Below are 23,430 nucleotides of genomic sequence, written 5' to 3' on the forward strand. Positions count from 1 at the left end.
CCGGGGTGTGGCGCTCCGCGCCACCGCGGGTGCTTCGCACCCCGACGTCCCCGACATGGGCCTGTGTGGTTTTCCACAGCCCGTTTTACTGAACGGTAACTTAGACTCCGGCCATGGATGAGAAGGCATACCCGGGGCGGTTGCCGGAGCGGGAACGCCCGTGGGTGATGCGCACCTACGCCGGCCACTCGTCGGCCGCCGCGACCAACGCTCTCTTCCGTCGCAACCTGGCCAAGGGGCAGACCGGACTGTCGGTCGCCTTCGACCTGCCCACCCAGACCGGGTACGACCCGGACCACGAGTTGGCCGCCGGTGAGGTGGGCCGGGTCGGCGTGCCGGTGGCTCACCTCGGCGACATGCGGGCGCTATTCGACGGCCTCCCGCTCGCCGAGACGAACACCTCGATGACCATCAACGCGCCGGCCATGTGGCTGCTCGCCCTCTATGGCACCGTGGCGATGGAGCAGGACGCCGAGCTGGCCCGCTGCGCCGGCACGACGCAGAACGACATCATCAAGGAGTACCTGTCCCGGGGGACGTACATCTTCCCGCCGGCGGCGTCGCTGCGGCTCACCGCCGACGTCATCGCGCACACCCTGACCACGATGCCGAAGTGGAACCCGGTCAACATCTGCTCGTACCACCTCCAGGAGGCCGGGGCCACCCCGGTGCAGGAGGTCGGCTTCGCGCTCGCCACCGCGGTCGCCGTGCTCGACGCGGTCCGTGACTCCGGCCAGGTGCCCGCCGAGCGGATGGGCGACGTGGTGCAGCGGATCTCGTTCTTCGTCAACGCGGGCGTGCGCTTCGTCGAGGAGATCGCCAAGATGCGCGCGTTCGGTGCGCTCTGGGACGAGATCACCCGCGACCGGTACGGGGTCACCGAGGCCAAGCAGCGCCGGTTCCGCTACGGCGTACAGGTCAACTCGCTCGGCCTGACCGAGGCCCAGCCGGAGAACAACATCCAACGCATCGTGTTGGAGATGCTCGGCGTGACGCTGTCCCGCGACGCTCGGGCCCGGGCGGTGCAGCTACCCGCCTGGAACGAGGCGCTGGGGCTGCCCCGGCCCTGGGACCAGCAGTGGTCGCTGCGGATGCAGCAGGTCCTGGCGTACGAGTCGGACCTGCTCGAATATCCGGACCTGTTCGCCGGCTCGCACGTGATGACCGCGCTGGTCGACGAGATCGTCACCGGAGCCCGGGTCGAGCTGGACAAGGTGCTGGAGTTGGGTGGCGTGGTCGCCGCCGTGGAGACCGGCTACCTCAAGAGCGCGCTCGTCGCCTCGCTGGCCGAGCGTCGCCGCCGGATGGAGTCCGGCGCCGACGTCGTGGTCGGAGTCAACCGGTACACCGAGACCGAGCCCTCCCCACTGACCGCCGCCGGAGCGGAAGCCGTCGAACAGGTCGACCCGGCGGTCGAGGCGGCCGCCGCTGAGGGCGTACGCCGATGGCGTGCCGACCGGGACGACGCGGCGGTCGACGCGGCACTGACCCGGCTCCGCGCGGACGCCGCGACCAGCGCGAACCTGATGCCCGCCACCCTGGAGTGCGTGCGGGTCGGCGTGACCACCGGCGAGTGGGCCGGCGCGCTGCGCCAGGTCTTCGGTGAGTACCGGGCGCCCACCGGGCTGGCCGGCGCTACCGGGGCGGGCGGCGATCCGGGCCTCGCGGCCGTCCGCGAGCGGGTCACCGCCACCGCCCGCGAGCTGGGCAGCGGCCGGCTGCGGTTGCTGGTCGGCAAGCCTGGCCTGGACGGGCACTCCAACGGTGCCGAGCAGATCGCGGTACGCGCCCGCGACGCCGGCTTCGAGGTCGTCTACCAGGGCATCCGGCTGACCGCCGGACAGATCGTCGCCGCCGCCGTCGAGGAGGACGTCGACCTCGTCGGCCTCTCCGTGCTGTCCGGCTCGCACCTGGCCGCCGTGCCGGCGGTGCTCGACGGACTGCGCGCCGCAGGTCGGGCGGACCTGCCGGTGGTCGTGGGCGGCATCATCCCCGCCAGCGACGCCGAGACGCTACGGACGGCGGGAGTCGCCCGCGTCTTCACGCCGAAGGACTTCGCCCTGACCGGCATCATCGACGACCTGGTGACAGTCATCCGTCACGCCAACGACCTACCCTGATCGGTCAGCGACCGTCGTAGGTCATGCAGTCGGCGAGGTCGTTGTCCGGGCCGACCCGGATGGACGGCGCGTGGCACTCCAACCGCTCGTTGTGCCGGCAGTCGGACCGTTGGCAGGCGCCCACCTGCGCCGTCAAGCCGTCCACGCCGCCACGGACCGACGACTCGACGAAGGTGTGGCAGTGCGCGTGATCCATGCTGCCGATCGTGATGGCGAAGGCGTGGCAGTCGCCGGCATTGTTGTACGCGCAGGCAACGACCACACACTCCTGGACCCGGGGCATCTCCAACGCTGCGGTCATGCCGATCTCCTCTGGCCTTTTGTCCGATCCTAGGCTTCTGTCGGCCTCTTGGCCTCGCTATGCGGCAGCCTGTCCCGGGTGGCCGGGTGTCGGTGCTGGGTTGTGGTGCTGGGTTGCGGTGCGTCGTGGATGGGGTGGGGCTCGCCTTGCCCGGCTCCGGGCGGTCGGGCCTGATCCCTGCGCCGGGCGCGGCGGGCCTCACCCCACGTGGACGGGCGGCCGTCCGTCTGAGCGGTATACCTGTGAGTCATAGATATACCTGCGAGGTATATCCCTCGCTGTCCGCTAGGCCCGCCAGGCCGCGTCGTGCCCCCGCGCCCGTCAGGCCGCGTCGTGCCTCCGCGCCCGCCAGGCCGCGTCGTGCTTCCGCGCCCGACCAGGCCGCGTCGTGCCCCCGCGCCCGACCAGGCCGCGTCGTGCCCCCGCGCCCGACCAGCGGCGTCGATCTAGGGCATATCGTTGCTTTGGTAGATCAACTAGCGAGGATATGCCCTAGATCGACGCGGCTGTGGGGGCGGGGAAGGGAGGGGTCGCCGGGTCCTGGGGTCTCCGGGGGGATTTACGCGTGCTTTGCGGCGATTTTTGTCGGGCGCTTGTCTTCTGCGCACCGGTCGCGGTCGCATGATCGACACGGGATTGGCGATGTCGGGGGGTGTCCCCGCTTGCCCGGGTACAGCGCCGTCAGTGACCTCGTGTGGATCGTCGGCCTGCCGTCCGGTCTGGCCCCGGAACGATGGGCGGCCTGCTCGCCGGATGCCCGGTATGGGGTGGTGTGTCCTGTGATCGGGTGCACTCGTGGGCTGGAATCGGGGCCGGTCGGGCGGCGTTACATACCCTGACGATCGCAGCACCACCAGCCGCCCCCAAGCGACCCGCCCCCGGCCCTCGGCCTCGACCGACAGGCTGCTAGCGGATGGGCCGGCCCCGGAATGATCCCCGGCCCGCGGTCGTTACACCTGGACCCGGCGCCACGAGCCCCCGCTCGCAGGCCGCCGACCGAACCCCGGCGCCACGAGCCCCCCCGCTCGCAGGCCGCCGACCCTAAGACTTTCCCCCTTCTTGATGCGCCGGACGAGGTGCTCACACCCGCAGGTGCCGTCCCCCGGAACGGTTGCGGGTGTCTCTACCCCCGAAGGAGCTACCCCCATGACCACGATCATTCGTAAGAGCATGCTGTCCGTTGCTGGTCTCGCGTTCGCCGGTGGCATCTTCGCCGGTCCGATCGCTGCGCACGCCGCCGCTCCGACGATCGACGCCAAGCCGGTCGCCGTGGTGCAGGCCGACAAGCCCGACACGGCCAAGCTGATCCCGCACGGCACCCAGGGTGAGCAGTCCCGGATCGCCCTGAACGGTGAGCAGACCGACGACGCCAAGGCGATCATCGCGGCCACGAAGAAGGCCGGTCTGCCCGAGCGGGCCGCGGTCATCTCGATTGCCACCAGCCTGCAGGAATCCAAGCTGGAGAACCTGGGCCACCTCGGCGACGCCAACGATCACGACTCGCTGGGCCTGTTCCAGCAGCGTCCTTCCAGTGGTTGGGGTACGCCGGAGCAGATCACCGACCCCGCGTACGCCACCACCGCGTTCCTCAAGGGCCTCAAGCAGGTCGACGGCTGGCAGGACATGCCCCTGACCCAGGCCGCGCAGACCGTGCAGGTCTCCGCCTACCCCGACGCCTACGCCCAGTGGGAGCAGCAGGCCGCCGACCTCGTCGCCCAGCACTGGAACAGCTGACCACAGCACTGAGAGCCACACACAAAGCTGGCCGGCACCCCCACCAGGGGTGCCGGCCAGCGGCATGTCCAGGCCCAGCGGACCGTGCCGTGGTCAGCCGGGATGATGGCGGCAGGTCGACGACTGCGGGGTGACCAGTCCCGCCTCGTACGCGGCCACGACCGCCTGGGCGCGGCTGCACAGGTTCAGCTTGGTCATGGTCCGGTTGATGTGGGTCTTGACCGTCGCCTCGCTGAGTACCAAGTTGTCGGCGATCTCGCCGTTCGTCATGCCCTTGGCGACCAGTCGCAGGACCTCGACCTCCCGGGCGGTCAGCGGACTCAGGTCGGGTGGCGGGCCGGCCGGGTCCCGGTCGCTGCGGGTGTACGCCTCGATCAGCCGCCGGGTCACCGTCGGCGCGAACAGCAACTCGCCCTCGGCGACGGTCTGGATGGCAGCGAGCAGCCGTTGCGGCGGGGTCTCCTTCAGGAGGAAGCCGCTCGCGCCGCCGCGAAGCGCGGCGTAGACGTACTCGTCCAGGTCGAAGGTGGTGAGGATGAGGATCCGGGGTGGTGTGCCAGTGGCCGCGGCGAGGATTCGCTCGGTGGCCCGTACCCCGTCGAGGCCCGGCATCCGGATGTCCATCAGGATGACGTCCGGCCGCGTCGTCGCGGCCAGGGCCACCGCCTCGTGGCCGTTGGCCGCCTGGCCCACCACCTCCAGGCCGGGGGCGGCGCTGATGAGCGCCGCGAGGCCGGCACGGATGAGTACTTGATCGTCGACGACGAGCACTGTGATCACGTGAGATCCCTCCCCGGGGCGGCGCGCTCCTCGTCCACCATCGCAGGTATCGGCAGGGTGAGGACGACCTCGAAGCCGCCCGTCGATTGTGGACCGGCGGTGAGCGTGCCGCCGTAGAGGTGTGCGCGTTCCCGCATGCCGACCAGGCCGTGCCCCTCGGCGGTCCCGCTCCGGGGCGCTCCCGGCGTGCCGTCGTCCCGGATCCGGGCGGTCAGCAGGTCGCGGGCGTAGTGCAGCGCCACGGTCGCCGCCGCCAGCGGCGCGTGTTTGAGGACATTGGTCAGACTTTCCTGGATCACCCGGTAGGCGCAAAGGTCGGCGCCGGGCGGCAACGATCGCGGGGTGCCCGTGGTGGTCACCTCGACCCGTACGCCGGCCGCCCGGACCCGCTGGACCAGCTCGTCGAGCTGATCCAGCCCGGGCGCAGGGGCGTACGAGCCGCTCTCCTCGCCAGCGCCGTCCACGTTCAGCCGCAGGAGGGACAGCAGTCGACGCAGTTCGTCCAGCGCCTCGCCGCTGGTCTCCAGCACCGTGCCGAGCGCGGTCCGGGCGGTCTGCGGGTCGGTGGCCAGCACGTACCGGGCGAGCCCCGCCTGGACCGAGATGACCGACATGTGGTGGGCCACCACGTCGTGCAGCTCCCGGGCGATGCGGACCCGCTCCTCGACGACGGCACGACGCGCGCGCTGCTCCTGCTCGTACTCCAGTTGCTGGGCGACCCGGGCGAGCCGTTGGTTGCTCGCGGCCAGTTGCCCGGCGCCATGTCCGATCCACGCGATCACGGCGGTCCACGCCACACCCTGGACGACGGCGACCAGCAGGGAGTCGTGGCCGGCGTACACCCAGACCGCGGCAGCGATCACCACGGCGGTGACCGCCGTGCGGACCCGGCGTTTCGCGGCGACCGTATAGAGCGCCAGCAGCATGCCCGGACTGTTCACCACCGGCCAGTAGCCGAGGCCGATGTAGCCGGCCCAGACGGCGCAATACAGCACCAGTACGGCCATCGGTGCCCGCTGCCGCGCCACCAGCAGCGCACCGAGCAGGCAGGTCAGGACGTATCCCCGCAGGTCCATCGGGCGGACCCCGGCCGGTGGCTGCTGACTGGCCAGCGCCAGGCCGACGGCGACCGTCGCGGTGGCCAGGAGCCCGTCCACGAGCAGCGGGTGGCGACCGACCAGGCGCCGCAGGCAACGGGGCCACAGTGCCGCTTGAGCGACCATGCGCGCACGGTAACCCAGCGCCGGGCTCAGGTCGTCAGACCATGACGGGCCTTCGCCCTACCGCCCTGGTTGTACGGCGGCCGAGGTCGTCACCATGATCCGTGGCCGGCCGTCACCCGCGTCGGTACCGCCAAGGTTTCCGCGAGCGTCAATCTCTTGCGGGACGATCGGACGCCTCGGGCGAGCTGCGGCGGGACGGGCCAGTGGGGGAGGCCCGTCCCGCCGTACGCTGGCGGACCGTCAGACGCGGAAGCCGGCGGCGCGGGCGGCCTGGCGTTCCCGGCGGCGTTCGGAGCGTCGGCGTACGAACCAGAAGATGAACGCCACCAGGCCGAGCAGGAACGCGAGCACCAGCACCGGCAGGATGATCGCCGCCAGCGAGACCAGCACGCTGGTGGCGTCCTCGGCGGTGCTGGCCACCGGGGCCCCGAACCCGGCGGTGGTCGCGTTGATGACCGGCCGCGCGGCGGATTTGAGCAGGTGTACGCCGAGAGCGAGCAGGACGCCGGTGACGACCGGCACCCACTGGTGGGACGAGAAGAAGCTGCCCGGGTCACTGACCGTCACCGTCTCCGACGACGAGCCGGCACCGAAGGCCAGGCCACCGGCGGTGGGCCGGACGACGGTCTGCACCACGTCGTTGACGTGGTCGACCACCGGCACCTTGTCCGCCACCATCTCGATGGCGAGCAGCACGGCCAGGATGGCGACGACCCAGCCGTTGCCGAGCCACGTCCAGCCGCTGGGCAGGTCGATCAGGTCGGTGTAGCGGGCGAGCAGCCCGAGGGTGAGCAGGGGGATGTAGGCGTTCAGCCCCGCCGAGGCGGCGAGGCCGGTACCGGTGAGCACTTCGAGCACGAACTCAGCATCGCATCGACGCGCCAGTGCCGCTCGGCGGCGACCGGTCGGTACTCGGCTACCCTCGTCGGGTGCGGTTGGTCATTGCGAAGTGCTCGGTGGACTATGTCGGACGGCTCTCGGCTCACCTGCCGCTGGCCACTCGGTTGCTGATGGTGAAGGCGGACGGGTCGGTGTCCATCCATGCCGACGACCGGGCGTACAAGCCGTTGAACTGGATGAGCCCGCCGTGCCGGCTGGAGGAGGCCCCCGGCGTGTGGCGGGTCGTCAACAAGGCCGGCGAGGAGCTGCGGATCACCCTGGAGGAGGTCTTCCAGGACACCTCGTACGAGCTGGGCGTCGACCCTGGCCTGCGCAAGGACGGGGTGGAGGCGCACCTTCAGGAGTTGCTGGCGGCCAACCCGGGCGCGCTGGGCGAGGGCTACACGCTGGTGCGCCGCGAGTACATGACGGCGATCGGCCCGGTCGACCTGCTCTGTCGCGACGCCAATTCCGGTGCAGTCGCCGTCGAGGTCAAGCGGCGCGGTGAGATCGACGGGGTGGAGCAGCTCACCCGCTATCTGGAGCTGATGAACCGCGATCCGCTGCTCGCCCCGGTCGCCGGCGTCTTCGCCGCCCAGGAGATCAAGCCGCAGGCCCGGGTGCTCGCCACGGACCGGGGCATCCGGTGCGTGGTCGTCAACTACGACAAGTTGCGCGGCATCGAGAAGGACGAGCTGACCCTCTTCTGACCGGCCGCCCCGGGGCCGCTCCGGGGATCACCGCCCGTACATCACCTTGATGGCCTTGACGAGTCGGGCCATGTCGGCCGGGGTGCGTTCGAAGGTCATCGACGGCAACAGGGACCGGGCCCGTCGGCGCGTGATCGCCTTGGCCCGACCGAACTCGCGCAGCCCGTCCTCGCCGTGGATCCGCCCGAAGCCGGAGTCACCCACCCCACCGAACGGCAGGGTGGACATGCCGGCGAAGGTCAGGGTCGAGTTGACCGAGGCCATTCCGGAGCGCAGCCGCCGGGCGATGGCCACCGCGCGGCGTCGGCCGAAGACCGAACCACCGAGGCCGTACGGCAGGGCGTTGGCCCGGGTCACGGCCTCGTCGGCGTCGCGGACCCGGCTGATGGTCAGCGTCGGCCCGAAGGTCTCCTCGCGGACGGCGGCCGACTCCTCCGGCACGTCCACCAGCACGGTCGGGTGCACGTACGGCGGCTGGACGGCGGTCGGGCCGCCGAGCACGGCGCGCCCGCCGGAGCTGATCGCGTCATCGATGTGTCGGCGGATGATGTCGAGCTGGCTCGGCATGGTGATCGGGCCGATGTCGGCGCCGTCCGGCCCGACGGTGAGTCGACCTGCCCGGGTCACCACCTTGTCGACGAAGGCGTCGAAGACCTGGTCCACGGCGTACACCCGCTCGATGCCGATGCAGGTCTGGCCGGCGTTGGTCAGGCCGCCCCAGACGCACGCCTCGGCGGCGGCGTCCAGGTCGGCGTCGCTGTCGACGATCATGGCGTCCTTGCCGCCGCCCTCGATCAGCACCGGGGTCAGTGTCTCGGCGCAGGCGGCCATCACCTTGCGGGCGGTGGCGGTGGAGCCGGTGAAGGCCACCTTGTCGACCCCGGAACGGCACAGCGCGGCACCCACGTCGCCCAGCCCGTGCACGGCGGTGAAGACCGGGTGCTCGGGCACCACCTCGGCGAAGCTGTCCACCAGCCACTGGCCCGCGGCGGGCGTGTATTCGCTGGGCTTGAACACCACGGCGTTGCCGGCGGCCAGCGCGTACGCGGCGGAGCCGACCGGGGTGAAGACCGGATAGTTCCACGGCCCGATCACGCCGACCACGCCGTGCGGCTGGTATTCGAGGTGCCCGGAGAACTCGGCGAGGATGAGCCGGGACCGCACCCGGCGCGGGCCGAGCACCCGGCCGGCGTTGCGGGCGGCCCAGTCGATGTGCTCGATGGCGGTCACGATCTCGACGATGGCGTCGGCGACCGGCTTGCCACCTTCGAGGTGCACCAGCTCGGCGAGCTGCTCGATGCGCTTGGCGAGCAGGGCGCGCCAGCGCAGCAGCCGCTGGCGGCGGCCGGTGAAGCCGAGCCCGGCCCACCACTCGCCGGCGGCGCGGGCGCGGTCGACGGCCTGCCGTACGTCGGCTTCGGTGGCGACCGGGAGGCGACCGGCCTCGGCACCGGTGGCCGGGCTGGTGGACACCAGTCGATCCGCCTCGATGACCGGGGTACCCGGGACATGCACAGCCGTCATGGCGGAAGTCTAGACCCGAGGATTACTCACCGGTAGGGCCGCAATTCGGACGGATGGCCGGGAGTCGTACCGGCCTGTCCGCTCGTTGATCAGGGAGGTCGCTCACCACGATGTCGAGCCGTGCCCGCCCGAACCGTCGAACGGGGGATGGCCGGGAGGTGACGAGGAGTTGACCGCCCGGTCGGTACTGACGATTACCGTCTGATGGCAAGCTGACGCGCGGAGTAACGGTGTGGGGTGGAGGCTGACTGTCCATGGAGGAACATCCGGAACTGATGCCGCTGTTGACGGTCGCGGGTGGGCCGATGCGCGGAGCGAGCTTTCGACTGCGGGCCGAGCCGCAGGTGATCGGTCGGGCACCGACCGGGCACGTGGTCATCAACGATCCGCACCTGAGTCGGCGACACGCGGAGGTGTGGCTGGCGCCGGAGGGTCCGTCGCTGCGCGACCTCGGCTCGACCAACGGCACCTGGCTCAACGACCGTCGGATCACCGACCTGGAACGGCTCTCCGACGGCGACGTGATCCGGCTCGGTCGTACCGAGCTGCGGCTCTTCGACCCCGGGGTGGCCCGCACGGACCCGGTCGGGCTCAGCTTCGGCCCACCGCGGCGCGACATCCGACCGACGCTGCCGCTGCCACTGGCCACGCCGCCCACCGCGCGCCGCTGACCTGCGCGAGCCCGGTGTTATATCGCACCGTGATCTTCTCGTGTGCCCCGCCCTGCCTGATTGTTCGAAATATTTAAATGTAGCTTACAGTTGACCTACGGCAACTATAGGTCATGCCAAGATCTCCCCGCTCCGCCACCGGACCTGGGGAGGTTTTTCGTGGCATTGGTGTCTCCTGCCCGTTTCACGGCGACGATCTGCGCCGTTGTCGTTGTCTCGGCCGCCGCACCTGCGGCGTCCGCGGCCGGCGCTCCTGAAAGGCAACAGCCCGAGCGGGCCGCGGCCCGCTCGGCACCCGCGCAGCCCGCCTCACCGCGCTCCGCTGGCCGGGTGGTGCTCAGCACCTCCGACGCGCCGGTGATCCAGCTCGCCGGGCCGATCTCCGTTCCGGTCGGTACCGGACCGGTGCACAGTGCCTCGATCACCTCGTTCGGTCTCACCGACCGGGCGAAGGTCGGCGTCAACACCGGCTCCGGCAACCTGTTGATCCAATCGGCCGACCTGACCCTGCCCGGCCTCTCCGGCGACGTCCTGCTCGGGTCGGCGTACAACAGCCTGTTCACCGGCAGCGGCGCGCCCACCGGCTCGCTCGGCTATGGCTGGCGGACCCGCTCCGGCGTCGACGTCAAGCTGCTCAAGGCCGACGACGGCTCGCTGACCTACCTCGCCCCGGATGGCGTCGTCGGCCGGTTCACCCCCGCCGGCAGCGGCTTCACCACGCCCAAGGAGTTCAAGGCCACGCTGGTCACCGACGGCTCCGGCTGGAAGCTCAGCGACCACGAATCCGGGCTGAAGTACTTCTTCACCTCCGGTGGGCTGCTCGACCGTAGTGAGGACCGCAACGGCAACGTCACCGACTTCGCGTACGACGCGTCGAACCGGCTGACCACCGTGACGTCGGACCGGGGCACCGCGAACGCCCGCAAGGCGACCGTCACCTACGGTACGAACGGCTACCTGAACAAGATCCAGCAGACCTCCGGCGGGCTGACCCGACGGGTCGAGTACACCTACGACGGCAACGGCAACCTCACCGAGATCTGCTACCCGACGCTGCGCGACATCCGCTTCAGCTACGACTCGTCGCACCGGATCACGAAGATCACCAGTGGCATCGAGGGCTCCGACACGGGCGCGGTCACCACGATCACCTACGACAGCCAGCACCGGGTGACCTCGTTGACCCGGGTCATCGACGAGAAGAAGGACCCGGGGGTGGGCGCCACCACCCGTTGGGCGTACCCGTCGACCACCCAGACGCTGGTCGCGGACGCGAACACGGACCTGTCCCGCGCGGTGGCGGACGTGCCGCACACCGCGTACACCGTCAACGCCGACAAGCGGGTCACCCGCACCGTCGACCCGGCGGGCAAGACCCGGGACACCTCGTACACCGCGTACCACGACGTGGCCAGCTCGACCGACGCGCTGGGCGCGATCAGCACCAACACCTACGGTGCCAACGGCGGTCAGTCGCTGACCGCCGCCGCCACGGCCACCGGGGCGGACATCGGCGTGGCCTACGGTAACGCCGCGACGACGACCAACCCGTTCGGCAACTACCAGGCGTCCGGCGGGACCGACGGCCAGAACAACAGCAGCACGTTCAGCTACAACGGAGCGGGAAACCGACTCTCCACCAAGAACGCGCTCGCCGCCGAGGCGAAGGTCGACTACAACACCGACGGCACGGTGAAGTCCACCACCGACCCCAACAACGGCACCAACCGGACCACCTACCAGTACGACTCGGACAAGCAGCTCGCCTCGGTCACCCCGCCAACCGGCACCACGCTGGGCAAGCGCGATCTGACCTATGACGAGTACGGCCGGCTGCACACGATCACCGACGGCGCCGGCCGCAGCAGCCACTTCGACTACGACGACGACGACCGGGTCACCAAGATCACCTTTTCGGACAAGACCGTCGCGGTCGAGTTCAAGTACGACGGCGCCGGCAACCTCTATGCCCGCGAGGACGGCAGCGGCTACCAGAACTTCTCGTTCGACCGACTGAACCGGCTGATCGAGCGGTACGCCACGCAGTGGTACATCTACGACCCGGTGGGCAACCTCATCGAGCTGCAGGACCAGCGCGGCAGCAGCTTCTACACGTACGACAGCCGCAACCTGCTCACCAAACTGGTCGCCGACAAGGCCACGTACACGTTCTCCTACGACGACAACGGCCGGCGCACCGACACCCGGCTCGCGGTCACCACCGGCACCCCGGTGCCGCCGACGATCGCCGAGACCCACAACACCTACGACCGGTCGGGCCGGCTCAGCCGGACCACCAGCAAACGGTGGCAGAAGGTCTCCGGCGTCGACCAGTCGTACGTCGTCTACGACGCCTCGTACTGCTACGCCAAGCGGGTCGGCACCGCCGCCTGTTCGACCACCACCGCCGACGACACCGGGCTACGCCAGTGGCAGACCGACCACCACCGCTCCGGAGCGGTCAGCGTTTACACCTACGACCAGGGCAACCGCCTGACCAAGGCGACGAACGTCGACGGCAAGACCTACGAGTACACCTACGACAGCAATGGCAACCGGGGCACGGTAAAGGTGGACGGGGCGACCACCCAGTCACTCACCTTCAACGCCGCCAACCAGATCACCAGCTCCGGCTACAGCTACGACGGTGCCGGTAATCAGAAGACCGGCTCGGCCGCGCGTTCGTTCGCGTACAACGCGGCCGAGCAGCTGCTCAGCGGCAAGGACGCCAAGGGCGGGGCGATCACCTGGGATTACAGCGGCTCCGACCAGGTCGAGCTGGGCTGGAAGGACACCGTGGACTTCGACCACCGGTACTTCTACGGTCTGGCCGACGGCACCGGTCAGCCGGCGCTGCAGAGCTACACGGTGCCCAGCTCCTACAGCCGGCACTACGTCGAGCGGGACGGCTCGGGCGCCCCGTTGGGTTTCCGCGCCAAAACCAACGGTGTCTTCCACCACTGGTTCTACGTCCTGGACGGCCTCGGTTCGGTAGTCGGCCTGATCAAGCACGACGGGACGCTCGCCGCCAGCTACACCTACGACCCGTACGGCAACGTGGTGAAGAGCAGCGGCGGCACCGACGAGGTCGAGGAGAACGCGCTGGGCTACGCAGGTGGCCTCCGGCACGACGACCTCACCAAGATGGGCAAGCGCTGGTACGACCCGGCGACCGGCCGGTTCACCCAGCAGGACCGACTCAACCTCATCGGTGACCCGGCCAACGGCAACCGGTACGCGTACGCGGGTGCGAACCCGGTGACCAACGTGGACCCGGCCGGTCTCGCGACCCAGACCATCGGCGGCGAACTCTGCTACTACGTCTGCCTCAGCCTCGGCTGGTCCTGGGACGACGAGGGCGACTCGGGGGCGGTCGTCGGGCTCGGTGCGGGTCAGGGCGGCTCCTTTGGGTACTCGGAGAGCACCGGAACGGTCGATGAGGGTGCCAGTGCGACCGCCGAATGCAGTCTCGGGTCGTTCAGCGTCGGGGTCAGCGAGTCCTTCTCCACCGGCGAGGACGACTACTCGGCTGGCTTCGGCAGCCCCAGCGGCGCCTCCTGCTCGGCCGGTGTGCAGTACCAGTTCTGACCGCAACAGGGACCGTGAAGGAGGAGTCATGCCGTGGTTGGCGGTGACCGGAGGTGGTGGCGGCACTGAGTGGCCGACCTGGGCCATCGTGCTGTTTCTCATCGCGTTCGTGCTGGTCGGCGTCTTCGTGCTGATCAAGCGTCGGGGCCGGTGACGTCCCGCGAACCGGCGGGTGCGGGGCTCCGGGGTAACCCGGGGCCCCGCACCACCCCCGTGCCGGCCGCGCCGAACCCGTGGACCTCACGGGCGTACCGCCTGCGCTGGGGAGCCGGCCTGGCCACCGCGGCCGCGCTGGTCGCCTTCGCGGTCGCGCCGTGGGGCGCCGGGGCCTCGCCCCAGCCGTCGAACGTCGGGGCGACCGGCCCGTCCGGCACCGTCGACCCGGTCGGCCCGGGGCAGGTCTCGGACCCGTCTTACGGCCCGCCACCGGCCAGCGGCACGGGCCGGGACCCGCTCACCCCGGCCGAACTGGACCTTGCCCGCTCCCTCGACGACAGCGGCGGCGGCCCGCTGGCCGGCGCCGAGGACGTCACCGGCGCAGTGGGCGGCGAACAGCTCTCCGTCGAGCTGGTCGCGCGCCGGCCGGACGGGCATCGTCGGGCGGCGCTCTACACCTACGACTACCGCACCGATCGGTTGGTGAAGCAGGTGGTCGACCTTACCGCCGGTCGGCTGGAGGGCAGCTACGTCGCTGCCGAGATGCAGCCGCCGACGGTGCCGCGGGAGGTCCGTGTGGCCCTGGACCTGCTGCTGGCCGACCCCCTCGGTGAGCGGTTGCGCACCCGCTACCGGGAGTTGGCCGGCCGGCCCCTCACGGCTCCCGACCAGCTCGCGGTGACCGCACAGACCTACCTGTCCCCGGCCGGGAAGGGTGCCGCCGCGAGCTGCGGGCGACACCGTTGCGTCCAGCTCATCACCCAGCTCCCGGACGGCCCGTTCGTGGATGTCACCGATCTCGTCGTCGACCTGTCCGGACGCACGGTCGTCCGGCTCAGCTGAGGCAGGCAGCGTGTTCCCATCCCGATCCGTACCGGCCGCCGCGACGGCCGCACTGTTGCTGGCCACCGCCGGGACGCTGCTGGCCGGCCCGCCGACCGCCGGGCGGGCCGCCGACCCGGCACCGGACTGCGGCACGTCCGGGCTGGTACGGGAGACGTTGCCGAACGGCACCCGCTGGCAGCTCTGCTGGCACGTCGACCCGAAGACCGGCCTGGTGCTGGAGCAGGTGGCGGTCCGGGCGCGGGGCGCCGCCAGCGCGGTCCGGGTGCTCGGCTCGATCACCATGGCCCAGCTCAACGTCCCCTACGACTCGGGCACCAACGAGTGGAACGACATCACCTCGTACGGCTTCGGCGGCGACCGGATGCAGACGCTGACCGGCGAGGACTGCCGGGGCGGGTCGCGGCGACCGGCGGCGACCGGCGCCGGCCCGGCCGGCAACCGGGTGCTCTGCGTGAGCGAGGAGCGCAGCGGCCCGGCGTTCCGGCTCAACGACGAGGCGACCGCCGAGACCTTCTCCGAGCAGGGCGACGATCTGGTGCTGCGGACCTACTCCAAGGTGGGCTGGTACGAGTACGTCAACGAGTACCGGCTCAGTGACGACGGGGTGATCTCGGTGGGTCTGGGCGCGACGGGCGACCTCTCCCCGTACGACTTCTCCGGACCGACGGACGGGTGGCCGGTGGGCGCGGGGGAGAGTGACCACGCGAGCAGCCATCACCACAGCGCGTTCTGGCGGGTCGACTTCGACCTGGACGGGCGGGGCGGCGAACGGGTGGAGCAGTACGACACCGCGCCGACCGGGGAGCGGGGCCGTCGCTCGGCGATCCTGGCCACCACCCGGACGCCGATCGCCACCGAGGCGACCGCGACCCTGGCCAACCGTCGGTGGTGGCGGGTGGTCAGCCCGACCAGCCTCAACGGCGATGGGCACGAACGGTCGTACCAGCTGGCGTTGACCGGTGGGGACAGCTACGAGTCCCACCCGGAGACGGTCCCGGACGTCACTTTCACCGAGTATCGCGAGTGCGAGAAGTTCGCCACCTTCAACACCGATCCGGAGTGCCAGGCCCGGACCATCCTCGACTACACCAACGGCGAGACGCTGACCGATCCGGTGCTCTGGGTCCGGGTCGGCTACCACCATGTGCCCAGGGACGAGGACCAGAGCCCGATGCCGGTGCACTGGCAAGGTTTCCAGTTGCTGCCCCGGGACATGTTCGCCACCAATCCGATTGGGCCGACCGCCCGCGCCACGATCAACGGACGCCCCTGACCGGCCGGCACGAGGGGCCGGGCCGACCGCCGGGACCTGGCGGTCGGCCACACCGCGCACCGCCGCCGGGTGGGCACCGGCCACCTGGACCGGCGCCGGCCCGCGTGGCACCATGCCGCGGATGGAGACCGAGCAGCGGACCGTGACGGCGAACGGCATCACCCAGGGGGTACGGGTGGCCGGCCCGCCGGACGGCGTACCGGTGCTGCTGATCCACGGCAACTGCTCGTCCGCGCTGTTCTGGGAGCCGCTGGTCCGGCGGCTGCCGGCGACGCTGCGGGTGGTCGCCCCCGACCTGCGGGGGTACGGCGACAGCGAGACCGCCCCGGTGGACGCCACCCGGGGTCTGCGGGACTTCGCCGACGACGTGGCCGCGCTGCTGGACGACCCGACGCTCTTCGGCTCGGCCGACGCCCGACCAGTGGTGGTCGGGCACTCCCTCGGCGGCGGGGTGGCGATGCGGCTGCTGGTCGACCACCCGCACCGGGTCGGCGCGCTGCTGCTCGCCGCGCCGGTCTCGCCGTACGGCTTCGGGGGCACCCGTGACCTGGCCGGTACCCCCACCACGCCGGACTTCGCCGGCACCGGCGCCGGCACGGCGAACCCGGACTTCGTGGCCCGACTGGCCGCCGGCGACCCGGGCGCCGACGCCCCGGCCAGCCCGCGCGCCGTGCTGCGAGCCACCTATGTGGCCGAACCGGCGTCGCTGGGCACCGACGAGGAACTGCTGCTGGACAGCCTGCTCTCCACCGCCACCGGGGACGACAACTACCCCGGCACGGCGACGCCCTCGGCGAACTGGCCGGGCACCGCACCGGGGAACCGCGGGGTGCTCAACGCGCTCGCGCCGACCTTCTTCCGGCTCGCCGACGAGCTGGTGGCCGTCCCGGACAAGCCTCCGATCACCTGGGTACGCGGTGACGCCGACGTGATCGTCTCGGACACCTCGCTGTTCGACCTGGCGTACCTGGGCTCGTTGGGTGTGCTGCCCGAGTGGCCCGGTGCCGAGGCCTGCCCGCCGCAGCCGATGGTCGGCCAGACCCGGGCGGTGCTGGAGCGGTACGCGGCGGCCGGCGGCGCGTACCACGAGGTGGTCCTGCCGGGCTGCGGGCACAGCCCGCACCTGGAGCGGCCTGCGGAGTTCGTCTCGGAGCTGCTGGCGCTGACCGTGCGCTGAGCGTGGGCCCGGCCGAGACGGGCAGCCGCCGACGTCGTGGGTGAAATATGCCACGGCGTCTCGACAACCGAGCGTCACGTGGCAGACTCGCGCGCATAGCCTTAGCGGCCGTTCAGTGGTCGTGCGGAGTGTCTGGGGAGGCCGGTCGTGGCGCGCGAGTTCAGCACCGTGGGTGTGGTGGGGCTGGGCACCATGGGTGCCGGCATCGTCGAGGTCTTCGCCCGCAACGGCATCGACGTGGTGGCGGTCGAGATCTCCGAGCCGGCGTTGGAGCGCGGCCGGGCCACGCTCACCGGCTCCACCGACCGGGCCGTCGCCAAGGGCAAACTCGCAGCGGCGGACCGGGACGCGCTGCACGAGCGGGTGCACTTCGCCGTCGGTCTGGACGCGCTGCACTCCGTCGACCTGGTGATCGAGGCGGTGCCCGAGCACCTCGACCTCAAGCAGCGCATCTTCGCGGAGCTGGACCGGGTCTGCCACCCGGAGGCCATCCTGGCCACGAACACGTCGTCGCTGAGCGTCACCGAGATCTCGGTCGCCACCACCCGGCCCAACCAGGTGATCGGCATCCACTTCTTCAACCCGGCACCGGTGATGAAGCTGGTCGAGGTGGTCCGCACCGTGGTCACCGCCCCCGAGGTGGTCGCCGACGTGGAGGCGCTCTGCACCCGGCTCGGCAAGGTCGACGTCACCATCAACGACCGGGCCGGCTTCATCGCCAACGCACTGCTGTTCGGCTACCTCAACCACGCGGTCGGCATGTTCGAGTCGCACTACGCGACCCGGGAGGACATCGACGCCGCCATGAAGCTCGGCTGCGGCCTGCCGATGGGCCCGCTGGCGCTGATGGACCTGATCGGCCTGGACACCGCGTACGAGATCCTGGACACCATGTACCGGCGCGGCGGGCGGGACCGCCGCCACGCCCCGGTGCCGCTGCTCAAGCAGATGGTCACGGCGGGGCTGCTCGGCCGCAAGTCCGGGCGGGGCTTCTACACCTACGAGCGGCCGGGATCGCCGGTCGTCGTACCGGACGAGGCGACGCCGCTGGCCGCGGAGGCCGCGCTCGCCGACGGCGCGCGCGCCATCGCGAAGGTCGGCGTGGTCGGCTCCGGGACGATGGCCACCGGGATCATCGAGGTCTTCGCGAAGGCGGGCTACGAGGTCGTCTCGGTGACCCGGGGCATGGAGAAGTCCGCGACGGTCTGCGAGGCGGTGAAGACCTCACTGAACAAGGGCGTGGTCCGGGGCAAGCTCGCCGAGGCCGACCGGGACGCCGCGCTCGGCCGGATCAGCTGGTCGGCCACGCTCGACCACCTCGCCGACGTCGACCTGGTGGTCGAGGCGGTGGTCGAGGAGTTGAGCGTGAAGAAGGCGCTCTTCGCCAGCCTCGACGAGATCTGCAAGCCGGGCGTGGTGCTGGCCACCACCACCTCCTCGCTGCCGGTGATCGACGTGGCGATGGCCACCCACCGGCCGGCCGACGTGGTGGGCCTGCACTTCTTCAACCCGGCGCCGATCATGCCGCTGGTCGAGGTGGTACGCACCATCCGCACCTCGCCGGAGGCCACCGCGACGGCCCGGGCGGTCTGTGCCGCGCTGGGCAAGACCGGTGTGGTCTGCGGCGACCGGTCCGGGTTCATCGTCAACGCGCTGCTCTTCCCGTACCTCAACGACGCGGTGAAGATGCTGGAGGCCAGCTACTCCACCGCCGACGACATCGACCACGCCATGAAGCTGGGCTGCGGCTACCCAATGGGCCCGTTCGAGCTGCTCGACGTGGTCGGGCTGGACGTCTCGCTGGCCATCCAGCGCGAGCTGTACCTGGAGTTGCGCGAGCCGGGCTTCGCTCCCGCGCCCCTGTTGGAGCACCTCGTCACCGCCGGCTACCTGGGCCGCAAGGCCCGCCGGGGATTCCGCGACCACTCGCACCGCTGACGGGTCAACGCCCGACGGTCGCCGCGGCGTCTGCAGGGTGTGACCTTCGAGGAGTACGTCAGCAGCCGCGGGCCGGCGCTCGTCCGGCTGGCCCGGCTGCTCACCGGTGACGAGCACCGCGCCGAGGACCTCACGCAGGACGTGCTGGCGCGTGCGTACGTGCACTGGCGCAGGATCTCCCGGGCCGACCGGCCGGACGTGTACGTGCGCCGGATGCTGGTCAACGCCAACAATTCCTGGTGGCGTCGCCGGTCCAGCCGTGAACTGGCCACCGACGCCTTCGCCGACCGGCCGCAGCGCGGCGACCTCGGTGGCGAGGTCGCCGACCGGGATGAGATGTGGCGGTTGATCCGCAGCCTGCCCGACCGTCAGCGGGCGGTGCTGGTGCTGCGTTACTACGAGGACCTCGACGACGCGACGATCGCCCAGATCCTGGACTGCTCGCCGGTCACCGTCCGCACCCACGCAATGCGGGCGTTCGCCAACCTCCGGGAGCGCTGCGGTGCTCCGACCATGAACGGGAGCCGGCCGTGATCGATCTCGACGAGCGGATCGTCCAGACCCTGCGCGAGCGCGCCGAGGGGGACGTGGACGCCGGCCGGCTGTTGCGGGGCTCCCGGGCCCGGGGCCGCCGCCGGCAACTGCACCGCCGGGTCGCCGCGGGCACCGCGCTGGCGTTGGTCGGTGTCCTCGGCTTCGTCGCGGTGCCGGGGACGGGAATCGACGGGCTGACCAGCCGACTGCCCTGGAGCGCCGGCGCGCCGAGCGAGGCCACGCCGGTGCCGCCGCGCGCCGACGGTGTGCCCGGAGCCGCCGCCGAACCGACGCTGGTCGGTAGCGATCCGCAGGTGCTGCACTTCGGCCTCGACCCGGCCAAGGCCCGCTATCTGGGCTGGGCGGCCTTCAGGGCCAACGTCGAGTCGGTACGGCTGAGCGTAGGGGACGGCCAACCGGTGTATGTCGAGGCGGCCACTTCGGTGGAGCTGCTGTCCAGCAGCGTCTCGTTCGGCAGCGTCGAGCTTGCGGTGGGCAAGCCGCGGACGGAGATCTTCGATGGCACGAGCCAGCCGGCGACCGGTCCCGCCAGTGGGCTGGTCAAGTCGTGGCAGCCCGCGCCGGGCCTGTACGCCCGTGCCGTCATCCTGCAGGGCGGCCGGGCCGAGTTGGAGCGGGCGGTCGATGCGCTGCGCTGGAACGAGGCCCGCTGGTGCGCCGTGCCGCTGCGCCTCGGCGCCGTGCCCGAAGGCGCGACGATCGCTTCCTGCTCGGTCGACGTCAGCTCGTACCCGAGACTGGTCACCTCGGATCTCAACATTCGGCGGGCGGCGTCGGAGTACATGTTCGTGAGCTACCGCTTCGCGATCGGGGCCGGCACCCGTACCGCGGGGAACCGGACCATCGCCGGTCGGCCGGCGCTCTTCTCGGGGACGGGCAAGCTGGAGTTGCTCGGCATTCCCAGGACCGAGGTGCTCGCCAACTACGACTGGCTGGGACCCGGCGACACGCATCCGTTCGAGGTCACCGGGTCGGACGCGACGACGCGCTTCACCGAGGCGGACGCGACGACCGTGCTGGCGGGAGCGCGGATCATCGAGGACCCGACGCGGCCGCAGAACTGGAAGTGAGCGCCGCCGCCGGCCGGACCGCCCGCGAGGCTGGTCCGCCCGACGGAACGTACGCTTGGTCATTGTGAGCCCTCGTCGTAACCGCCCCCGCCGGGACGAGACCGCCAACCTGGACGACGATCGGGTCCGGCAGGGCGTCGCCTCGGTGCAGCAGTGGACCGACGGCGCCTGGCAGGTACGCGGAATCGGCGCGGGCGCGTCGGTCAAGACGTACCGTTGCCCCGGTTGTGACCAGGAGATCCGACCCGGGGTGGCGCACCTGGTGGCCTGGCCGGCGGACGGCCTGGGTGATCTGACCGACCGGCGGCACTGGCACAGCGGCTGCTGGCGGGCCCGGGACCGGCGTGGGCCGGCCGTGCAGCGCGGCCGGAGTGCCCCGCGCTACGGCTGAGCGATCTGGATCACCCTGTTCGTGCCCGGGCGGGCGGCGGCGGCGACTTCGCGACAGACTTGACCGGTGAGCACAGCGATCCGCGCGTCGTCGATCCTGCCCGGCCGCCGGGAGGACATCGAGCTGCACACTGCCGACGGTCTGCGGCTGGTCGGCGAGCTGGCCCTGCCGGCCGACCGGCCGCCGGTGGCCACCCTCGTCTGCCTGCACCCGCTGCCCACCCACGGCGGGATGATGGACAGCCACGTGTTCCGCAAGGCGGCCTGGCGGCTGCCCGCGCTGGCCGATCTTGCCGTGCTCCGGTTCAACACCCGGGGGACCAGCAGCGTGCGCGGCACCAGCGAGGGGGCCTTCGACAACGCCGTCGGCGAGCGCTTCGACGTGGCCGCCGCGATCGAGTACGCCGAGTTCGCCGAGCTGCCGAACATCTGGCTGGTCGGCTGGTCGTTCGGCACCGACCTGGCGCTGAAGTACGGCTGCGACCCGGCGATCGCGGGAGCGATCCTGCTCTCCCCGCCGCTGCGTTTCTCGGCCCCGGCGGACCTGGCCACCTGGGCCGGCTCGGGTCGGCCGCTGGTGGCCCTGGTGCCGGAGTTCGACGACTACCTGCGCCCGGCCGAGGCCCGGGAGCGGTTCGCCGCGGTGCCGCAGGCCGAGGTGGTCGGGGTGCCCGGCGCCAAGCACCTCTGGGTGGGTGACGCCGAGACGGTGCTCGACGAGATCGTCCGTCGGGTGAACCCGGCGGTCGCAACGCCGCTGCCGACGACGTGGGACGGCCCGATGCAGACCGGCGACGTCAGCGCGTACGCCGACCGGACCGTCGCCTCGTTCGCCGACACGCCGGTGCCCGGCCCGCTCGCCGACTGACCCTGGCGGCACCCAGGTCGGCGGTCAGCTCGGCGCTCGGGTCCGCTCAGCTCGGGTCCGCTCAGCTCGGGTCCGCTCAGCGGGTCTCCTGGCGGGGGAGCACCACCTCACGCAGGATCAGTTGCAGCGCGGCCACCGTGGGGATCGCGATCAGCGCGCCCACCACGCCCAGCAGCGCCACCCCGAGCAGCGCGGCCAACAGGGCCGCCACCTCGTTGACCTCCACCGAGCGCCGCATCACCTTCGGGTAGATCAGGTAGTTCTCCACCTGCTGATAGATCAGGAAGAACACCGCGCAGGCGATGCCGGTCGGCAGGTCGGCGGCGAAGCCGACCAGGCTCACGATGACCGCGCCCAGGGTGGCGCCGATCTGCGGGATCAGGTCGGTCACCGCGACCACCACGGCCAGCGCGAAGGGGTACGGCAACCCGACGATCAGCGCGAACACGAAGGTGGTCGCGCCGGCCAGTACCGCGATGCTCAGCGCCCCGACCATGTACGCGCCGACCTTGGCCAGGATCTCGTCACCGATCAGCTGCACCCGCTCCCGGCGCGACCGGGGCACCAGCGCGTACCCCAGGGTGCGCAGCCGGTTGAAGTACGCCAGGAAGTAGATGGTCAGCACCAGCACGGTCAGCGTCCGGAACACCGTGCCGAAGATCAATTGGGCGCCACCGAGCACCCCACCGAGCGCCCGGCTCAGCGTGTCCGCGTTCGCCGCGCCCTGCGCCCGCTCCACCAGGTCGTACCGCTCCACCAGGTCGTTGACCGTCGGATTGCGGCGCAACTCCTCGACGTAGCTGGGCACCTGGTCGATGAACTGCCCGGACTGGGTCACGATCGGCGGAACCAGCGCCACCACCCCGCCGCAGAGCAGCAGCACCACGGTCAGCGTCACCACCGCCACCGCCAGGCCGTGCGGCAACCCCCAGCGGCGTAGCCGGGCCACCGCCGGGTAGAGGCCGACCGCGAGGAAGAGTGCGATCACCACCAGCACGAGGATCCCGCCGGCGTTGCGGACACCCAGATAGAGGGTGTACGCCAGCAGCACGCCGAGCGCGCCGGTGAAGCCGACCAGGAAGCTACTGCGCCGCAGCGGCCGCCCCGGCGTACCGAACCGCCCGGAAGGTACGGCCGGCGGCTCGTCCGCGTCGACGCCCGGCAGGGGGACCGGTACCGGGAGCGGTGTGTCGGCTCGTGGTGTGTCGGCTCGTGGTGTGTCGGCTCGTGGTGTGTCGGCTCGTGGTGTGTCGGCTCGTGGTGACTCGGCCGGCGGGAGGCCGGGCGTGGCGTCCGGGTCGTCGGCCGGCGGATCGTGCTGCGGCACGAGGACCTCCCGGGTCAGGCGGTGGGTCGACGGGTGGTGGCGACGAACGCCCGCCAGGCGGCCGGCGCGAAGACCAGCGCCGGGCCGGACGGATCCTTGCAGTCCCGCACGCCGACCACCTCGGGCAGATTGTCCGCCACCTCGACGCAGTCGCCGCCGCTCACGCCGCTGCGGGTCGACTTGCGCCACTTGGCGCCGATCACGTGCATGACGTCACAACTTCCTTCATCAGCTCGATCGACCGCTGGCGGGACAGAGCGCCATTCCTGATCATCTCCCAGCGAGCCAGCAGCGTAGCCA

General features: G+C 71.2%; 21 protein-coding genes. 14 read left to right on the forward strand and 7 right to left on the reverse strand.

From position 1 onward, the window contains the following. The first annotated feature begins 113 nt into the window (after positions 1 to 113). Entirely contained in the window at positions 114 to 2,120 is a 2,007-nt protein-coding gene (locus ACFQGL_RS24765) for a protein meaA (RefSeq protein ID WP_377514800.1), read from the forward strand. Positions 2,121 to 2,124: 4 nt separating this feature from the next. Here the strand turns inward: ACFQGL_RS24765 and ACFQGL_RS24770 are convergent, their stop codons facing one another. After that, on the reverse strand, positions 2,125 to 2,421 hold the full coding sequence (locus tag ACFQGL_RS24770; protein ID WP_377514801.1) for a DUF1540 domain-containing protein: 297 nt from the start codon (positions 2,419 to 2,421) through the stop codon (positions 2,125 to 2,127). A 1,146-nt stretch (positions 2,422 to 3,567) separates the two neighbouring features. Here ACFQGL_RS24770 and ACFQGL_RS24775 point away from each other — a divergent pair. Next, entirely contained in the window at positions 3,568 to 4,155 is a 588-nt protein-coding gene (locus ACFQGL_RS24775; protein ID WP_377514802.1) for a hypothetical protein, read from the forward strand. Between the two features lie 93 nt (positions 4,156 to 4,248). On the opposite strand, the gene ACFQGL_RS24780 is transcribed toward ACFQGL_RS24775, so the two are convergent. From ACFQGL_RS24780 to ACFQGL_RS24790, 3 genes are all read right to left on the reverse strand, one after another. Next, positions 4,249 to 4,935, reverse strand: coding sequence for a response regulator (locus ACFQGL_RS24780; RefSeq protein ID WP_377514803.1), 687 nt, complete (start codon positions 4,933 to 4,935; stop codon positions 4,249 to 4,251). Then, entirely contained in the window at positions 4,932 to 6,158 is a 1,227-nt protein-coding gene (locus tag ACFQGL_RS24785; RefSeq protein ID WP_377514805.1) for a sensor histidine kinase, read from the reverse strand. The genes ACFQGL_RS24780 and ACFQGL_RS24785 overlap by 4 nt, the downstream gene beginning before the upstream one ends. A 240-nt stretch (positions 6,159 to 6,398) precedes the next feature. After that, positions 6,399 to 7,016: a DUF4126 domain-containing protein gene (locus ACFQGL_RS24790; RefSeq protein ID WP_377514806.1), complete on the reverse strand. Its 618-nt coding sequence runs from the start codon at positions 7,014 to 7,016 to the stop codon at positions 6,399 to 6,401. Positions 7,017 to 7,087: 71 nt separating this feature from the next. Between ACFQGL_RS24790 and nucS the strand changes: the two genes are divergently transcribed. Beyond that, positions 7,088 to 7,747 carry an endonuclease NucS gene (nucS, locus tag ACFQGL_RS24795; RefSeq protein ID WP_377514807.1) on the forward strand — a complete coding sequence of 220 codons (660 nt, stop codon included), beginning with the start codon at positions 7,088 to 7,090 and terminating at the stop codon, positions 7,745 to 7,747. 27 nt (positions 7,748 to 7,774) lie between these two features. On the opposite strand, the gene ACFQGL_RS24800 is transcribed toward nucS, so the two are convergent. Then, a complete protein-coding gene (locus tag ACFQGL_RS24800) occupies positions 7,775 to 9,271 on the reverse strand; it encodes an aldehyde dehydrogenase family protein (protein WP_377514808.1) in 1,497 nt (498 codons plus the stop codon). Between the two features lie 254 nt (positions 9,272 to 9,525). Between ACFQGL_RS24800 and ACFQGL_RS24805 the strand changes: the two genes are divergently transcribed. The 11 genes from ACFQGL_RS24805 to ACFQGL_RS24855 all read left to right on the forward strand — a co-directional run bounded on the left by ACFQGL_RS24805 (position 9,526) and on the right by ACFQGL_RS24855 (position 21,803). Then, the gene (locus ACFQGL_RS24805; protein WP_377514809.1) at positions 9,526 to 9,942 is read left to right on the forward strand and encodes an FHA domain-containing protein; all 417 of its coding nucleotides are present in this window, start codon (positions 9,526 to 9,528) and stop codon (positions 9,940 to 9,942) included. A 330-nt stretch (positions 9,943 to 10,272) separates the two neighbouring features. Further along, positions 10,273 to 13,530, forward strand: a complete 3,258-nt coding sequence (locus tag ACFQGL_RS24810; RefSeq protein ID WP_377514810.1) for an RHS repeat-associated core domain-containing protein — start codon at positions 10,273 to 10,275, stop codon at positions 13,528 to 13,530. Between the two features lie 28 nt (positions 13,531 to 13,558). Continuing rightward, the gene (locus ACFQGL_RS24815) at positions 13,559 to 13,684 is read left to right on the forward strand and encodes a hypothetical protein (RefSeq protein ID WP_377514811.1); all 126 of its coding nucleotides are present in this window, start codon (positions 13,559 to 13,561) and stop codon (positions 13,682 to 13,684) included. Then, positions 13,681 to 14,529 carry a hypothetical protein gene (locus ACFQGL_RS24820; protein ID WP_377514812.1) on the forward strand — a complete coding sequence of 283 codons (849 nt, stop codon included), beginning with the start codon at positions 13,681 to 13,683 and terminating at the stop codon, positions 14,527 to 14,529. Before ACFQGL_RS24815 ends, ACFQGL_RS24820 begins: the two co-directional genes overlap by 4 nt. A 10-nt stretch (positions 14,530 to 14,539) precedes the next feature. Continuing rightward, positions 14,540 to 15,805 (forward strand): copper amine oxidase, encoded by a 1,266-nt coding sequence (locus tag ACFQGL_RS24825; protein WP_377514813.1) that lies wholly within the window; start codon positions 14,540 to 14,542, stop codon positions 15,803 to 15,805. A 112-nt stretch (positions 15,806 to 15,917) separates the two neighbouring features. Beyond that, the gene (locus ACFQGL_RS24830; RefSeq protein WP_377514814.1) at positions 15,918 to 16,982 is read left to right on the forward strand and encodes an alpha/beta fold hydrolase; all 1,065 of its coding nucleotides are present in this window, start codon (positions 15,918 to 15,920) and stop codon (positions 16,980 to 16,982) included. A 147-nt stretch (positions 16,983 to 17,129) separates the two neighbouring features. Further along, positions 17,130 to 18,920, forward strand: coding sequence for a 3-hydroxyacyl-CoA dehydrogenase family protein (locus tag ACFQGL_RS24835; RefSeq protein WP_377514815.1), 1,791 nt, complete (start codon positions 17,130 to 17,132; stop codon positions 18,918 to 18,920). 39 nt (positions 18,921 to 18,959) lie between these two features. After that, a complete protein-coding gene (locus ACFQGL_RS24840) occupies positions 18,960 to 19,454 on the forward strand; it encodes a SigE family RNA polymerase sigma factor (RefSeq protein ID WP_377514816.1) in 495 nt (164 codons plus the stop codon). Next, the gene (locus ACFQGL_RS24845; RefSeq protein ID WP_377514817.1) at positions 19,451 to 20,545 is read left to right on the forward strand and encodes a hypothetical protein; all 1,095 of its coding nucleotides are present in this window, start codon (positions 19,451 to 19,453) and stop codon (positions 20,543 to 20,545) included. Before ACFQGL_RS24840 ends, ACFQGL_RS24845 begins: the two co-directional genes overlap by 4 nt. A 64-nt stretch (positions 20,546 to 20,609) precedes the next feature. Further along, positions 20,610 to 20,936, forward strand: a complete 327-nt coding sequence (locus ACFQGL_RS24850) for a hypothetical protein (protein WP_377514818.1) — start codon at positions 20,610 to 20,612, stop codon at positions 20,934 to 20,936. 66 nt (positions 20,937 to 21,002) lie between these two features. Beyond that, the gene (locus ACFQGL_RS24855) at positions 21,003 to 21,803 is read left to right on the forward strand and encodes an alpha/beta hydrolase (RefSeq protein WP_377514819.1); all 801 of its coding nucleotides are present in this window, start codon (positions 21,003 to 21,005) and stop codon (positions 21,801 to 21,803) included. Between the two features lie 76 nt (positions 21,804 to 21,879). Here the strand turns inward: ACFQGL_RS24855 and ACFQGL_RS24860 are convergent, their stop codons facing one another. Both ACFQGL_RS24860 and ACFQGL_RS24865 read right to left on the reverse strand, forming a co-directional pair. Beyond that, positions 21,880 to 22,968: an AI-2E family transporter gene (locus tag ACFQGL_RS24860; RefSeq protein ID WP_377514843.1), complete on the reverse strand. Its 1,089-nt coding sequence runs from the start codon at positions 22,966 to 22,968 to the stop codon at positions 21,880 to 21,882. Positions 22,969 to 23,144: 176 nt separating this feature from the next. Beyond that, positions 23,145 to 23,339 carry a DUF397 domain-containing protein gene (locus ACFQGL_RS24865; RefSeq protein ID WP_377514820.1) on the reverse strand — a complete coding sequence of 65 codons (195 nt, stop codon included), beginning with the start codon at positions 23,337 to 23,339 and terminating at the stop codon, positions 23,145 to 23,147. Positions 23,340 to 23,430: the final 91 nt, after the last annotated feature.

The organism is Micromonospora vulcania, from assembly GCF_042658605.1.
GTDB lineage: Bacteria > Actinomycetota > Actinomycetes > Mycobacteriales > Micromonosporaceae > Micromonospora > Micromonospora vulcania.